General features: G+C 69.1%; 20 protein-coding genes. 13 read left to right on the top strand and 7 right to left on the bottom strand.

The genetic code is table 11. The annotated features are described in order from the left end of the window. The first annotated feature begins 2 nt into the window (after positions 1-2). Complete coding sequence (locus BM228_RS35795; protein ID WP_280142315.1) at positions 3-137, top strand: hypothetical protein; 135 nt, start codon at positions 3-5, stop codon at positions 135-137. Here BM228_RS35795 and BM228_RS05720 read toward each other — a convergent pair. Then, positions 134-1543, bottom strand: coding sequence for a cytochrome P450 (locus tag BM228_RS05720; protein WP_092038320.1), 1410 nt, complete (start codon positions 1541-1543; stop codon positions 134-136). The two genes, BM228_RS35795 and BM228_RS05720, sit on opposite strands and share 4 nt — an antisense overlap. 122 nt (positions 1544-1665) lie before the next feature. Between BM228_RS05720 and fumC the strand changes: the two genes are divergently transcribed. From fumC to BM228_RS05700, 4 genes are all read left to right on the top strand, one after another. Then, positions 1666-3081, top strand: coding sequence for a class II fumarate hydratase (fumC, locus tag BM228_RS05715; protein WP_092038037.1), 1416 nt, complete (start codon positions 1666-1668; stop codon positions 3079-3081). Positions 3082-3189: 108 nt separating this feature from the next. Continuing rightward, the gene (locus BM228_RS05710) at positions 3190-3393 is read left to right on the top strand and encodes a DUF4169 family protein (RefSeq protein ID WP_092038036.1); all 204 of its coding nucleotides are present in this window, start codon (positions 3190-3192) and stop codon (positions 3391-3393) included. Positions 3394-3403: 10 nt separating this feature from the next. Next, a complete protein-coding gene (locus BM228_RS05705) occupies positions 3404-3634 on the top strand; it encodes a ribbon-helix-helix domain-containing protein (protein WP_092038035.1) in 231 nt (76 codons plus the stop codon). Positions 3635-3706: 72 nt separating this feature from the next. Further along, positions 3707-4324: a ParB-like protein gene (locus BM228_RS05700; protein ID WP_092038033.1), complete on the top strand. Its 618-nt coding sequence runs from the start codon at positions 3707-3709 to the stop codon at positions 4322-4324. 15 nt (positions 4325-4339) lie between these two features. On the opposite strand, the gene BM228_RS05695 is transcribed toward BM228_RS05700, so the two are convergent. Continuing rightward, positions 4340-4723, bottom strand: coding sequence for a PRC-barrel domain-containing protein (locus tag BM228_RS05695; protein ID WP_092038032.1), 384 nt, complete (start codon positions 4721-4723; stop codon positions 4340-4342). A 118-nt stretch (positions 4724-4841) separates the two neighbouring features. On the opposite strand from BM228_RS05695, the gene mepA reads away from it, so the two are divergent. Genes mepA through BM228_RS34515 form a run of 3 tightly spaced genes read left to right on the top strand, consistent with a single transcriptional unit; the run spans position 4842 to position 6354 of the window. Beyond that, positions 4842-5777 carry a penicillin-insensitive murein endopeptidase gene (gene mepA / locus BM228_RS05690; protein WP_092038030.1) on the top strand — a complete coding sequence of 312 codons (936 nt, stop codon included), beginning with the start codon at positions 4842-4844 and terminating at the stop codon, positions 5775-5777. A gap of 19 nt (positions 5778-5796) precedes the next feature. Then, entirely contained in the window at positions 5797-6153 is a 357-nt protein-coding gene (locus BM228_RS05685; RefSeq protein WP_092038029.1) for a hypothetical protein, read from the top strand. A gap of 39 nt (positions 6154-6192) precedes the next feature. After that, positions 6193-6354 carry a hypothetical protein gene (locus tag BM228_RS34515; protein ID WP_167367666.1) on the top strand — a complete coding sequence of 54 codons (162 nt, stop codon included), beginning with the start codon at positions 6193-6195 and terminating at the stop codon, positions 6352-6354. 4 nt (positions 6355-6358) lie between these two features. On the opposite strand, the gene msrA is transcribed toward BM228_RS34515, so the two are convergent. Beyond that, positions 6359-7015, bottom strand: a complete 657-nt coding sequence (gene msrA, locus BM228_RS05680; protein ID WP_092038027.1) for a peptide-methionine (S)-S-oxide reductase MsrA — start codon at positions 7013-7015, stop codon at positions 6359-6361. A gap of 197 nt (positions 7016-7212) precedes the next feature. Between msrA and BM228_RS05675 the strand changes: the two genes are divergently transcribed. Continuing rightward, entirely contained in the window at positions 7213-7725 is a 513-nt protein-coding gene (locus tag BM228_RS05675; RefSeq protein WP_280142314.1) for a PAS domain-containing protein, read from the top strand. Positions 7726-7823: 98 nt separating this feature from the next. On the opposite strand, the gene BM228_RS05670 is transcribed toward BM228_RS05675, so the two are convergent. After that, positions 7824-8144: a PetM family of cytochrome b6f complex subunit 7 gene (locus BM228_RS05670; RefSeq protein WP_092038024.1), complete on the bottom strand. Its 321-nt coding sequence runs from the start codon at positions 8142-8144 to the stop codon at positions 7824-7826. A gap of 151 nt (positions 8145-8295) precedes the next feature. Here BM228_RS05670 and BM228_RS05665 point away from each other — a divergent pair, with 151 nt between their 5' ends. Next, positions 8296-8973: an HAD family hydrolase gene (locus BM228_RS05665; protein WP_092038023.1), complete on the top strand. Its 678-nt coding sequence runs from the start codon at positions 8296-8298 to the stop codon at positions 8971-8973. 580 nt (positions 8974-9553) lie between these two features. Next, entirely contained in the window at positions 9554-9892 is a 339-nt protein-coding gene (locus BM228_RS05660; protein WP_092038021.1) for a hypothetical protein, read from the top strand. Between the two features lie 7 nt (positions 9893-9899). Here BM228_RS05660 and BM228_RS05655 read toward each other — a convergent pair whose 3' ends face one another. From BM228_RS05655 to BM228_RS05645, 3 genes are all read right to left on the bottom strand, one after another. After that, the gene (locus BM228_RS05655; protein WP_092038020.1) at positions 9900-10619 is read right to left on the bottom strand and encodes an invasion associated locus b family protein; all 720 of its coding nucleotides are present in this window, start codon (positions 10617-10619) and stop codon (positions 9900-9902) included. A 124-nt stretch (positions 10620-10743) separates the two neighbouring features. After that, entirely contained in the window at positions 10744-11025 is a 282-nt protein-coding gene (locus BM228_RS05650; RefSeq protein WP_244537030.1) for a hypothetical protein, read from the bottom strand. A 409-nt stretch (positions 11026-11434) separates the two neighbouring features. Next, entirely contained in the window at positions 11435-11926 is a 492-nt protein-coding gene (locus BM228_RS05645) for a P-loop nucleotide/nucleoside kinase family protein (RefSeq protein WP_092038018.1), read from the bottom strand. 380 nt (positions 11927-12306) lie between these two features. Here BM228_RS05645 and BM228_RS05640 point away from each other — a divergent pair, with 380 nt between their 5' ends. Together BM228_RS05640 and BM228_RS05635 are read left to right on the top strand one after the other, a co-directional pair. Beyond that, positions 12307-13203 (top strand): hypothetical protein, encoded by an 897-nt coding sequence (locus BM228_RS05640; protein WP_139234046.1) that lies wholly within the window; start codon positions 12307-12309, stop codon positions 13201-13203. A 179-nt stretch (positions 13204-13382) separates the two neighbouring features. Then, a complete protein-coding gene (locus BM228_RS05635) occupies positions 13383-13610 on the top strand; it encodes a hypothetical protein (RefSeq protein ID WP_092038015.1) in 228 nt (75 codons plus the stop codon). Positions 13611-13696: the final 86 nt, after the last annotated feature.

Genomic DNA, 13696 nt, shown 5'->3' with positions numbered 1-13696 from the left:
GCATGACCCAAGCTTATGCCAACCAGATTCTCGCGCTGGCCCTTGGAATGTCGGCCATCGGCCTCGGCGGTCTCTTCATTGCGTCACGGCTTTACGATCGCAAGACCCGTCAGCTTGAGGCGCGGCGGAGCGATTAGCCCCGCAGCTCCGCCTCCATCCGCAAGCCGTGCTCCGGCCGGAGCGTCACCCGATGGAGGGGCGTGACTGGCGGATGATCCGCCGGCAGGTGGAAGCGCACCGCCCGGACCACGTGGGCCAGCACGATCACGGCCTCCTGGATGGAAAAACTCTGGCCGATGCAGACCCGCGGGCCAGCGCCGAAGGGCAGGTAGGCGAAGCGCGGGATCGCGTCCCGGTTCTCGGGCAGGAAACGCTCCGGCATGAACGCCTCGGGATCCTCCCACAGCATCTGGTGGCGGTGGAGCACCCAGGGCGCCACCATCACCAGCGAGCCGCGCGGCACCTTGATCCGGCCTAGCCGGTCGTCCTTGGTCGCTTGCCGGCTGAGGAACGGCACCGGCGGGAACAGGCGCATCGCCTCCTCGATCACCGCCCGTGTGTAGGGCAGTTGCTCGACGGCGAAATCGCCCTCGCCCGCTGCATCGACCTCAGCCTCGACCCGCGCCTGCGCGGAGGGATCCTGCGACAGGCAGTAGAGCGCCCAGGTCAGGGAATTGGCCGTGGTCTCGTGCCCGGCCGCGATGAACGTGACGATGTTGGCCTTGACCGCGAGGTCCGAGAGCCCGTTGCCGGTCTCGGGATCCTGGGCGGCGAGGAGGAGGGTCAGCAGGTCACGGGGCGCCTCGCCCCGCGCCATCGCCGCCTTGCGCCGGGCGATGAGTTCGTCGACCACCTCAGCAAAGAAACGGCCGGCCGGCCGCGCCCGCAGGCGGCCGATGCGCGGCACGAAATCGGGCACCCCGAACACGTCGAGGGGATCGATCGGCCCGACCGCTTCGAGGAACCGGGTGATCGCACGGCCCAGCGCATCGGGATCGCCCGGCAGCCCCTGGGTAAAAATCGTCCGCTCCAGCACGTCGAGGGTAACGCGGGTCATCTCCAGAGCGACGTCGACGGGCTTGCCGCCCCGGCGGGCGAGGCGGCGCCCCAGCTTGGCGCCGGCCGCGTTCATCGCGTCGGAAAAGCCCTGGACCGTGCGGGCGTTGAAGATCGGCGCGAGCGTCCGCCGCTGGAGCCGCCACTCATCGCCCTCGGCGCTGAGCAGGCCGTTGCCCAGGCCCGGCGCCAGCACCCGGCGCTGCAAGTCGTCCTTGCGGTAGCCCTCGACGTTCTCGACCAGGAGATAGCGAATCAGCGCCGGGTCGCTGACCACGGTGATCCGGCCCATGGCGCCTTCGGCGGCCACGACCGGCTCCTTGAAATGCACGTCCATCCAAGTAGTGATCGGGTTCTTCCGGGCGGCCCGGAGGAAGTCGAACAGGCCCAGGGGCTCGCGCAGCGGGCGCGGCACGGGCGGGCGGAATCGGGGAGCGGGCTCGCCTACGGCCAGATCGCGGTCGGTTGGGTCGATCGTCGCGCTCATCGGCTCCTTATCCGGCGGGAACAGAGCCCCGCTCTTGTCCGGCGCCGGGGAAAAACCGGCATCGCGATTCACCCGCGCTTCATTTAAGTAGGCACCGCACTGCACCAAACGTAGAGGCCACGATGTCGCCCACCGAGACCGGAACCGCCACTCGCACCGAGTCCGACACCTTCGGGCCGATCGAGGTCCCGGCTCACCGGTATTGGGGGGCGCAGACCCAGCGCTCGATCCAGAACTTCAAGATCGGCACCGAGCGCATGCCGGCGCCGCTGGTCCACGCGCTCGGCCTGGTGAAGCAGGCCGCCGCCCTGGTGAACAAGGATCTGGGCGCGCTGGAGCCCAGGCTCGCCGACGCCATCGCGGCCGCGGCCGCCGAGGTCGTGGCCGGGAAGTACGACGAGGAATTCCCGCTCGTGGTCTGGCAGACCGGCTCGGGCACGCAGTCCAACATGAACGCCAACGAGGTGATCGCGAGCCTCGCCAACGAGGCGCTGGGCGGGAAGCGCGGCGGCAAGACGCCGATCCACCCGAACGACCACGTCAACCGCGGCCAGTCCTCGAACGACACCTTCCCGACCGCCATGCATATCGCGGTGGCCCGGGAGATCAGCGAGCGGCTGATGCCGGCGCTGACGCACCTGCACACGGCGCTCGACGCCAAGGCGAAGGCGTTCGAGTCGATCGTCAAGATCGGCCGGACCCACCTGCAGGACGCGACCCCGGTCTCCCTCGGCCAGGAATTCTCCGGCTACGCCGCCCAGGTCGCGCTCGGCGGCTCGCGCGTCGCCGCGACGCTGCCCGGCGTGCTGGCGCTGGCCCAGGGCGGCACCGCGGTCGGCACCGGCCTCAACGCGCATCCCGAATTCGCGGACAAGTTCGCCGCCAAGGTCGCGGAGCTGACCGGGCTGGAGTTCACCAGCGCCGCCAACAAGTTCGAGGCGCTCGCCACCCACGACGCGCTCGTTTTCACGCAGGGCGCGCTCTCGGCGCTCGCCGCCGGCCTGTTCAAAATCGCCCAAGATATCCGCCTGCTCGGCTCCGGCCCGCGCTCGGGCCTCGGCGAGCTATCGCTGCCCGAGAACGAGCCCGGCTCCTCGATCATGCCCGGCAAGGTCAACCCGACCCAGTGCGAGGCCCTGACCATGGTCTGCACCCAGGTGGTCGGCAACGGCACTACGGTGAGCTTCGCCGGCTCGCAGGGCCATTTCGAGCTGAACGTGTTCAAGCCGGTGATCGCCAACGCGGTGCTGCAATCGATCCGCCTGCTCGCCGACGCCGCGGTGAGCTTCACCGACAATTGCGTGGTCGGCATCAAGGCCAACGAGGACAAGATCGCCGACCTGATGAGCCGCTCGTTGATGCTGGTGACCGCGCTCGCCCCCTCGATCGGCTACGACAAGGCCGCCGAGATCGCCAAGACGGCGCACAAGAACGGCACCACCCTCAAGGAGGAGGCCCTGCGCCTGGGCTACGTCACCGAAGAGGAGTTCGAGCGCGTGGTCCGGCCGGAGACGATGCTGGCCCCCAGCGCCGATTGATTTGCGTGCAAGTCCCGGATCCACAAGGTCCGGGACCTTGTGCGGGTCCAGGGCGGCGCCCTGGTATCCCGGGGGCTCCGCCCTCAACCGAGAGCCGGGAGGCGATCCGTGGCTGAGATCATCAACCTGCGCCAGGTCCGCAAGGCCAAGGCCCGCGCGGCCGAGGACGCCAAGGCCGAGGAGAACCGGATCGCCTTCGGGCGTCCGAAGAAGGCCAAGACCCTGCAGCAGCGGCGCAAGGCCTTGGAGATCGACCGCCACGAGGGTCACCGGCTCGAACGCGGCGAGCCGGATTCCGAGTCGTCCCCGTGACGCGCGTGTCGTGAGCGCTGGCGTCAGCAAGCGCTCGGTGGTGATCGCGGGCCATCGCACCAGCGTGTCCCTGGAAGATCCGTTCTGGACGGCGCTCCGGGAGGTCGCGGAGGCGCGCGGCCAGTCGATCCAAGCGCTGATCGGCGCGATCGATGCCGGGCGCGGCGGCCAGAACTTGTCCTCGGCGATCCGGGTGTTCGTGCTGGACGCCGTGCGGGCCGGCCCGATCCGCGAAACGTGAGAGCCTCCGGTCTTCCCGTCTGCGACCCGTTATGGGAAGGGCGTGACAGAACCACGCAGGAGACACGACCGAATGGCCAACCGCGAACCGCTGCTCAAGCCGATCCCGATCGCCGAGCTGCGCCCGACGCAGATGACGGTGGGCTACCGGGAGGTCGCCGAGAAGCGTCGCCGCTGGCGGCAGTACGACGGCGAGAAGAAGAAGGCGTTCCTCGGGGCGCACATGATCCCGACCGTGCTCGGGCCGAAGAAGCGCCACTACGTGATCGATCACCACCATCTCTCCCGGGCGCTTCAGGAAGAGGGCGTCGAGAGCGTGCTCGTCACGGTGGTCGCCGACCTGCACCACTTGGAGAAGGATGCGTTCTGGACGGTCTGCGACCACAAATCCTGGGTCTACTCTTACGACGCCGAGGGCGTGCGGCGGGATTTCAAGGACATCCCCAAGGCGATCGCCGATCTCGCCGACGACCCGTTCCGCAGCCTCGCGGGCGAGCTGCGCCGGGCCGGCGGCTTCGCCAAGGACACGACCCCGTTCAGCGAGTTCCTCTGGGCGGACTTTCTACGCCGCAGCATCAAAGAGAAGCGCGTCGAGAACGATTTCTCGGACGCGCTGGAGAAGGCGATGGCGCTCGCCAAGTCCAAGGACGCCGGCTACCTGCCCGGCTGGTGCGGCCCCTCGGAGGGCTGAGGCGCCGTCGTCGCGTCAGATCCCCCAATAGGGCGCGGCGTCGTAATACCGGTGGATCTGCTCCTCCCAGGCGCCGTCCTCGGCCGGGTCGGTGCCCTCGGGGGTGCGGGCGGGGGCGGCGCGCAACTGCTCCTCGGTGAGGTCGAGCACGTAGGCGTCCTGCTGCGGCTCGAAGCGCAGCACCGACCAGGGCAGCGTGTAGAAATCCTCGCCAAGCCCCAAAAAGCCGCCGAAACTCATCACCGCGTAGGCGACTCGGCCGGAGACCTTGTCGAGCATCAGCCGCTCGATCCGGCCGACCTTGGTGCCGTCCGGACGGCGCACATCCGTGCCGATGACCCGATCGCTGGCGATCAGGCTGCGGGGCTGCCGCGGTGCGGGTTGAGGATTAGCCGCCATGCTCGCCTCCCAGGTCGTGCGTCGCGTTTCGCGCCTGCCTGAAAAACGCCCCGGCGATGCCCCACGTTCCGGACTGGGCCTGCGCCCGCCCCCTTCAGACGGACGAACAGCTCCCCGCATGCCGATTCCGCGCCGCATCCCGAGCCCCTTTGCGGGCGTCGCCCTCGTCGCCCTGATCCTGTCCGCCGCGGGGGCGCAGGCCCAGGACCGCGGCAGCGTCAATCCGAAGCCGCTGCCGCCGCTGGAGCACCCGGACGCGCCCTCGACCCCGGCCAAGGCCCTGTTCGGCCGGGTCACCCGCGCCTCCAGCGGGCCGGCCCATATCTACGGGTTCTACGCCAAGGGCTGTTTCGCCGGCGGCGAGGCGCTGCCGATGGACGGGCCGAACTGGCAGGTCATGCGCCCGTCCCGCAACCGGATGTGGGGCACGCCCTACCTGATCGATTTCGTCGAGCGCCTGTCGCAGAAGGCCGCCCGGGTCGGCTGGCCGGGGCTGCTCGTCGGCGACATGGCCCAGCCCCGCGGCGGCCCGATGATCACCGGCCACGCCTCGCACCAGATCGGCATCGACGCCGATATCTGGCTGACGCCGATGCCCGACCACCGCATGAGCCGCGCCGAGCGCGAGGAGACCTCGGCCACCGACATGGTCCGGCCCGACCGTCTCGACATCGACCCGGAGGTCTGGACGCCGACCCACCTGCAATTGATCAAGCTCACCGCCGAGCAGCCGGAGGTGGAGCGCATCTTCGTCAACGCGGCGATCAAGAAAGCCCTGTGCCGGGAGGCCTCGGGCCGGAGCTGGATGTCCAAGGTGCGCCCGATGTACGGGCACAATTACCATTACCATATCCGGCTCGCCTGCCCGGCCGGCCAGGACGATTGCCAGCCCCAGGGCGCGCCCGCCGCCACCGACGGCTGCGACGACCTGAGCTACTGGTTCTCGGACGCGGTGTTGCATCCGAAGCCGCCCAAGGTGCCGCCGAAGCCCAAGCCCGCCATGACCATGGCAGCCCTGCCCTCCGCCTGCCGGGCGGTGCTGAAGGCGCCGTAGCCCGATGGAGGATCTTCGCATGCGAAGCTGCAGCCTGTTGCCGATAACGCTCGTCCTGGCCGTCATCGCGGCGCCGGCCTTCGGCCAGGCGCCGGCGGAGCCGCCGGCCAACGCCCTCAAGGCGGCCAAGCTCGCCGGCCTCGCCGGCTTCGTGAACGTCCATTGCCAGACGCTGCGGACCGACGGCGACCGCTTCAAGAGCGTGGTCCAGGCGATGGGCGTCGATCCGGCCGACCTCGAACGCGACACCCTGCTGTTGCAGGCGCGCTCCTACCTCGCCGTCTACGAGAAGGATGTGCCGGCCAGCTGCACCCGGGCGGAGGAGCTGTTCGGCCGGACCGGGAAGGTCGTACCGGGCGTGTTCGTCCCGCGCTGAGCGTTCGCCGAACCGGGCGCGCCGTGCTAGGGCCAGCGCATGCCCCGCTGGCTTTTCCTCATCCTCGTCACCGCCCTCGCCCTGTCGGTCATCGGCGGCGTGCTCATCGTCCTGCGCAGCCCGCGGAGCACCCCGCAGCCCGAAGCGGGAGCCGTCACCGCGCCCGCGGCGCCGGTGTCGCGTCCGGCCGGCAATCCTTAAAACATCAGGCTGCGATCCCGGTCCCCACCGGGCATGCCACCCCGGTGCCGCCGAGCCCGCAATAGCCCGCCGGATTCTTGGCGAGGTATTGCTGGTGGTAGCCTTCCGCGAAGGAGAAGGTCTTCAGCGGCACGATCTCGGTGGTGATGTCGGGGAAGTCGCGCGCCCGCAGGGCCCCGGCATAGGCCGCGCGCATGGCCTTGGCGGCCGCCTCCTGCTCGGGACCGTTGGTGTAGATCCCCGAACGGTACTGGGTGCCGATATCGTTGCCCTGGCGCATGCCCTGGGTCGGGTTGTGGCTTTCGAAGAAGGTTCGCAGCAGGGCGTCGAGCGGCAGCATTGCCGGATCGTAAGCCACCAGCACCACCTCGTTGTGCCCGGTCTGGCCGGTGCAGACCTCCTCATAGGTCGGGTTCGGGGTATAGCCCCCGGCATAGCCCACCGCCGTGACGAAGACGCCCCGCGGCAGCTGCCAGAACCGGCGCTCGGCGCCCCAGAAACAGCCGAGCCCGAGCACGATCGTCTCGATCCCCGCAGGATAGGGACCTTTCAGCGGGTTGCCGTTGACGAAATGGGTCTCGGCGGTCGGGATCGGGTTCGGGCGGCCCGGCAGGGCGTCGGCGGGGCTCGGCATCACAGGGCGCTTGCGGAACAGGAACATCGTCTGTCGCCTTCCGGATCTCGGGGGTTGCTCGGCATATGGGGTCGAGCGCGGCACCGAGGCAGCTTTGGCTCTCGGTCCAAGCCGTACAGAACGCCCGAAAACACTCCGCCGGCCGTAAATCCGAACCGAAGCACTGGACCGCGTCGGCGAATTCCGGCTTGTAGGCGCCGAGGTCGCGGCTCGCAGCGCGCGACGTGAAGGGCTGGAGCCGGATGGAGACGGGCTGGACCGCCACGAGCCACGTGCTGGACAACCTCAGGGCGGAATCGAACCGGGGCGACCCGTTCGCCGCGGCCGTGCGGGCGACCCGGATGCCGATGATCGTCACCGATCCGCGGCAATACGACAACCCGATCGTGTTCGCGAACGACGCGTTCCTGAACCTCACCGGCTACACGCGGCTGGAGGTGACCGGGCGCAATTGCCGGTTCCTGCAGGGGCCGGAGACCGACCCGGCCGCCGTCGACCGCCTGCGCGCGGCGATCCGGCGGGAGGACGACATCCGGATCGATCTCCTGAATTACCGCAAGGACGGCTCAGTCTTCCAGAACGCGCTGTATGTCGGGCCGGTGCGGGATGCCGCCGGCACGGTGGTCTACTTCTTCGCCTCGCAGATCGACGTCACCGAGCACTACGCGCTGACCGCCGAGGTCGCGCGGTTGAAGGACGAACTCGCCGAGGTCCGGGCCCGCCTCGCCGCACGCTAGCGCCTCGTGCCGGACATCGGAACCGGCATGAGGCGCGAGGTCTTTAGCTGCGCATCGTCTTTTTCTGAAAGCCGGAAACCACCTTTCGGGGCGATGCTCTAGGGCTTCGTCAGGAACCCGATCGGCTCCCGGCCGGGCTGGCCGAGCCAGAGCAGGACCGCGCCGAGCCCCAGGCCGATCAGCGAGGCCGGCGCGAGGGTCAGCGGCAGGCCGAGCAGGTGCCAGAGCCAGGGCGCCGCGCCTTCGAGGCTGCCCTGCAGGGTGCCGGCCTTGTCCCTGGACAGGGTGGCGATCACGTCCGAGAGCGGCGTCACCCGCAAGCCATTGTTGGCGATCGAGCGGGCGCCGTCATAGACCAGCGCGACGAAGCCGCCGGCCATCAGCAGGAAGCCCAGGACGCGGGCCAGGAAACGGAACATCGCGGGGTCTTCTGAGCCATGCCTGCGCGCCCCGGGAGGCGCCCGCCCCGGGAGTATGGGGCCGGGCCGCCGGGTGCAAGCTGTTGCCGCTCCGGGGGAGCCCATGCGACAGGAACGCCCGGCGGCACGGGGCCGTCGAGGACGATCGACCTTGGACGCGCACGCCCGAAAACTCGGCCTGGTGATCTTCGATTGCGACGGCGTCCTGGTCGACAGCGAGCCTCTGAGCCTCGCCTGCCTGACCGCCGGCCTCAACCGGATCGGCGTCGCTATCGACTTCGAGACCGTCCGGGCGCGCTTCACCGGCACCTCCATGGTGTCGATCATGGAGCATATCGCGCGCGATTACGGCGTCACCGCTCCCCCGGGCTTCGTGGAGGCGGTCAAGGCCGAGACGCTGGCCCTGTTCGATACCGAGTTGACCGCGATGCGCGGCGTCGCCGCGGCGGTCGAGGCGCTCGGACTGCCGGCCTGCGTCGCGTCGAGCAGCGATCCGGTGCGGCTGCGCCACTCCCTGAGCCTGACCGGGCTGCTGCCGCTGTTCGGCGAGCGCGTCTTCTCCTCGGCCCAGGTCGCCCGGGGCAAGCCCTTCCCCGACCTGTTCCTGTTCGCCGCCGCGCGCATGGGCGCGGCGCCGGAGGCCTGCCTGGTGATCGAGGACAGCGTGCCCGGCGTCACGGCGGCCCGGAGCGCCGGCATGCGGGTGGCCGGCTTCACCGGCGGCGGCCATTGGGGCCACGACCCCGCGGGGGCCGACCTCCTGCGCGCCGGTGCCGGCCGGATCTTCTCGGATTTTTCCGACCTCGCCGGGGTGATCGCCGGGGCTTGAGCCATCGCGTCTCCCGGAGGGGCCGCCGGGACCGGCTTCCTGCCAAGCTGGGCGCGAAAATCGGAAGCCCGTTCCGTTGACGGGCCGGCGGCCCAGGCCCATCTTTGTCCTCGCCGAACGGGACGGACTTCCTGGCCCGCTCCCTCGGCCGCGGTGATTTGAGAAGCGTAGCTTGCGCCGCGTCATCAAACGCTAAAGCACTGCGACGGCGCCCGCGCCGCGTGGTCCTTCACTCTGGAGGACATGAATGTCGACCCGAACCGGCTCCTTTCGTCACCCGCTCCGTCATGCGCAAGCCGTGCCGATGCATCGGCGGCTCTGTCGATGCCGCGCGTGTCGCGCAACGGTTTTCACGTGGAAACCCCGGCTCCGATCGCGAGCCTGACCGGGCCGGGTACCGGCTCGCCGAGGCAGGATCGCCGCGAGCGCGGCCCCGACCGGCCATAGCGCGTTCGTCACATCGAGGGCCTAGAGACCGCGCGATCGACGCGATCGGCGAGGCTTGAGCCGCACCGACCCTCAAATTCCATTCCCGCATTCCGGCACGGCCCTTGCGCCGGCCAAGGCAGGATTCCGTCCCATGCACAGTTTCAATGTCGCGCTTCCGCCGACAGACCGTCCCGATCCCGTCACCGAAGACCTCGCGCCCGACGACGTCACCCTCGCCGACCGCGCAGCGGTGGACCGGGTCGAGCCGCCCCGGGTGATCGAGATCGGCGAGGTCACCGCCGGCATCGCCGTTCCCGAGGGCCGCGGCGTGCGGTTCTTCTCGTCCTCGCGGGACTTCGACGGCCTCGACGGCACCGTGTTCCGCAATACCGAGCAGGCGGCCCGCGCCGCCCGCGAGCGGATTGCGGCCCGGGCCCGCTCGGCGGCCCATCGCGACCCGGTCGCCGAGCTGCGCCGGCGCCGGGCCTAAGAAGCCTCTACTTGGCGCACTCGTCGCGGGTGCGCTTCATCGCCTCCGCGAACCCGGCAAGCGCATATTCGTCGCTCGTCGGGTTGCCGCGCAGCGAGGTGGTCTTGATGATGAGCTTTGGGTTGCGCCCGCTCATCTCGGAGACCACCCGGGCCTCCTCGGCGGGGTTCTGTAGCCAGGCGTTGCCATCCTTCACCACCAGGCCGTAGCGGCCGGTGCCGAGATTGAGGCTCGGGTCGGTGGGAGCAGCCGCCGAGCCCGGCTTGATCTGCGAGGCGGCAGGCTTCGACGGGAAGCCCAGCATCACCGCCACCTCGTTCTGGACGTTCTCGCCCTTGCGCACGCTCACGAACAGGTAGGCGGTGTCCCGCTTCAGGGTCTTGGGCGAGCGCGCCTGCGGCTGGGCGATGGCGTAGCAGAGCTTGGCGCGGCCATCGCCGTTCACGAACACGTTCCAGTCGCCAAAGATCGCCACCGGTGTGGCCTGCTGCATCCCCGGGGGAGTCGCGGCCTTCTTCTCGGCCCGCGGCGTCCGCTCACGGCGCGGCCGGCGACCGCGCTTGCTCGGGGCGGCGTCCGAGACACCGTCCGGCTCCGCATCCTGGGCCTGGGCGACCGTTGCCGACAGAACCGTTCCGCCGACCATGGCCCCGACGAGGCCCGTGACGAGACCGGATGCGAGCAGGGCGAGGGCTCCGACCGGGAGCAGGCGGGGGACGCGGACCATCTTCACTTCCTGACGACGGGCGGCCCCATCTGGGGCCGAACCGGGGATCTGGATGAGTGAAGCCCGCGCAAAAAGTCGGCAAGATGGCAGCCAAGCTCGAAGGCGGCCAACAGTGCAGAGCGGTTCAGACCGCTCGCACCTCAGCGGCCAGGGCCGCGATCACCGCCGCGGGGACCGCTACGGGATCGGGCGCCGTCACGGCGGATGCGACCGCGTTCGCCTGGGCCGGCAGCGGGCGCTTGCGGGGCGGGTCGTTATAGGGGGTGTTGTAGCCCTTGCGGACGGCCGACCAGTAGGTCTCCCGGGTCAGGCCCGAACCCGTCAGGGCGGCATCGATCATGGCCGTCGCCCGTGCCGCGAGCTCGGGCACGTCTTCCGGCTTCAGCCAACTCTCGACAGGCATCATGCGATCTCCGATCCACACAGCCGAGCTTCTAACGGACCAGACTTAGCCAGACGGTGAACGCACAGGCCCCCGGATGGTTGCGACGCACAAATTTTGGCTCGGCCTGTGGGTGGGTGTGGGTAGCCGTCCTTGAGCATGGTAACAGCGCATACGGCCCGAACTCTGTGTTTTCCGATGGTGACAAGGCCTCCCAAAACAGATCGGGTTTCGCCCGAGATCGAGCCCCCTGCTTCGTCTGTCGAGTGCGGGTCCGACATTGTCGACGGCATCCGGCGAGGTTTGGCCGATGCCGAGGCCGGCCGCGTCGTACTCCATGACGACGCCATGGCCGAGATCGATGCCGTCATCGATGCCACGGAAGCCGAGCGCGCGGGCTCGGTGTAGGGGCCTGTGATCAGAACCAACGCTACTATGGGTGATGAAGGATCACGTTGAACCCCTCCTCCGGGGTCGGCGCCACGAAATATTGGGTGAACAGCGCGAACTGCGCATCCGTCACCGTGAAATCGTGCGTGCCGGAGGTGTTCCGCGCCCGCAGGCGCGCCTTGCACACGTCATCGGCGACATCGAGATAGTGCAGCCGATGGGTGACGCCCGCCTCCTCGAACAGGGTGCGCATCCACGCCCGGCTGGCGCGGGTATTGGCGGGAAAATCCAGCACCACCGAGAGCCCGGCCCGGAGCAGGTCCACCACGTGCGGACCCATCACGCTCCGCAGGCGGGCCGAATGGCGCACGTAGTCGTTTAGACAGGTCTGCTCGTCGGGATAAAGCCGGGCGAGCCAGCGATCCTCGGGTACCACGACGGTGCCGGGATGGGCGCCGAGGCCGGCGGTCAGCGTCGATTTTCCGGCGGCGATCTTGCCGCATACGAGATGTAGCACCGGGTCCTGGGCGGGCATGAGATTCGACCTTGGGGACGGCGCACCGGGCGCCAAAACGTTCACGGGCGGGCAGACCCGGCCTGACGGATCAGGCCGGGTCGTTAATTCGGCTGCGCATCGCAGCGCCCACGCGGTGAATCGACAAGGTCATGGGCGATCGATGCCAGCTTTCATCCGCCGAGGCTAGAGGCGGCCAATCGTGATGGCAGAGCGCTGCGCGGAAAGATTTCGAAGCCGCCCGCTGAGCGAAATCACTTGCGCCGGGCGGCGGTCGATGTCTGCGCTCACCATCCTAAATCAAGAGTTGAATTTGCGAAAAGCTTTAGCACAGCTTACGTATTGCTTGCCGACCTCGCCTGAGTTCGTCGGCGCACGACAGTTCCGCGGGGCAAATAGCCATGGTTGGATCTGTGAACCGGGTGGCGGCGATCGAGGGGCCTCAGCGTCCGGCCGCACACAAACCCGCGAGCCCCGAGACCGCGGCCGACGCGCATGGGACGGCACAAGAGGGCAAGGCCGGCGCGGAGCCGGATGAGGAGGATGCGCCGTTGGCGCCTTCGGACCGGCTGGGCTACGCCAAGCTGTCCCAGATCAGCAGCGTGCTGACCACCCTGGCCTCGGCGCGAACCAGCCAGCGGGACGTCGCCGCTTTCGCGCTCCAGGAAGCCGAGCGGAAGCTCCGGCGGCTCAAGGCCGAAGCCCTCGCGGCCGTGGTTTCCGGTGACAGGAAGGCGGCAGCGCTCATCGCCCAGGACTTGGCCAAGGTGGCCCGGGAGATCGCCGATGCCGCCCGGGACTATGCCGCTGCCGGCGGCGAGCCGGGCATCACAGCGGCCAGCCTCGCCGAGGTGACGGCGGCGATCGATATGGGGACAGCCTCTGGACAGGACGCGACCAGCTCGGAGACGCCACAGGCCGCATCGAGCGCGCCCGCGGACGATGCGGGCGCGGTGGCCGCACAGAGCCATGCGGCGGCGGACGATCCGAGCGCGGCGCCGCCGCATCCGGCCAGCGGTGACGCCGAGCAGCCCCGATCCTTGCCGGAGGACGAGGCCTATCCCGGCACCCGGCTCCGGCAAGGATCGGGCGGTCAAGGCGACGCCACCTTCGAGGCAGACGTACGCAGGCTGCTGGACGAGGCCGCGGCGTCGAAGCGGGCGATGGAGCGGGTTCTGCACGGCCAGCCGGTCTTGCCGGACGCCACCAGTCCGGTGATCGAGACCAGATCGGCCCTCCAGACCGGCCTCGCCACGCTGGTCACTCGGCCGACCGCGCAAGGCCGCGTCCGGGTCTGACGGGCGTCGCGAAGGCGGATCGGTTCGGCGGTGCCGGAGCGTTTGCCGCCGAAGCGGGTTTTGGTTCGGTGCAAGCGAGCACGTCACATCAAGGACTTAGAGCATCATCCCGAAAGGTAGCGTCCGACTCTCGGGATGATGCGCAATCAAGGTCTCAGAAAACCGCAGGATATTGTATCGTGGACAAGATCAGTGCGACGACGGCCCATTCCTCCGCGCATCACGCGTCCGGTACGAGCCACACGGATAAAGCCAACGGGCCCGACAAGACCAGCCGGCAGACGACCGAGACCAAGGTCGTCGAAGCCAAACTGGAGCGTGACGCGCAAACCAAAACGGTGATCGATAGCCGGCCGTCGCAGGCGCACCTGAAATTTCAGGCCTCGCTGCGTTTGACGCACACCTAGAAAAATATGCTGCAAAATCAAAGGCCTAGCGCGCCGTCTTGATTCCGATATTCAGGACGATGCGCCAGTGGGGTTTGGCGGCGGAG

The organism is Methylobacterium pseudosasicola (genome assembly GCF_900114535.1).
In the GTDB taxonomy this organism is placed as follows: domain Bacteria; phylum Pseudomonadota; class Alphaproteobacteria; order Rhizobiales; family Beijerinckiaceae; genus Methylobacterium; species Methylobacterium pseudosasicola.
Note: the sequence above shows the minus strand (reverse complement) of the source record. Positions and strands in the feature narration are given on the sequence as shown.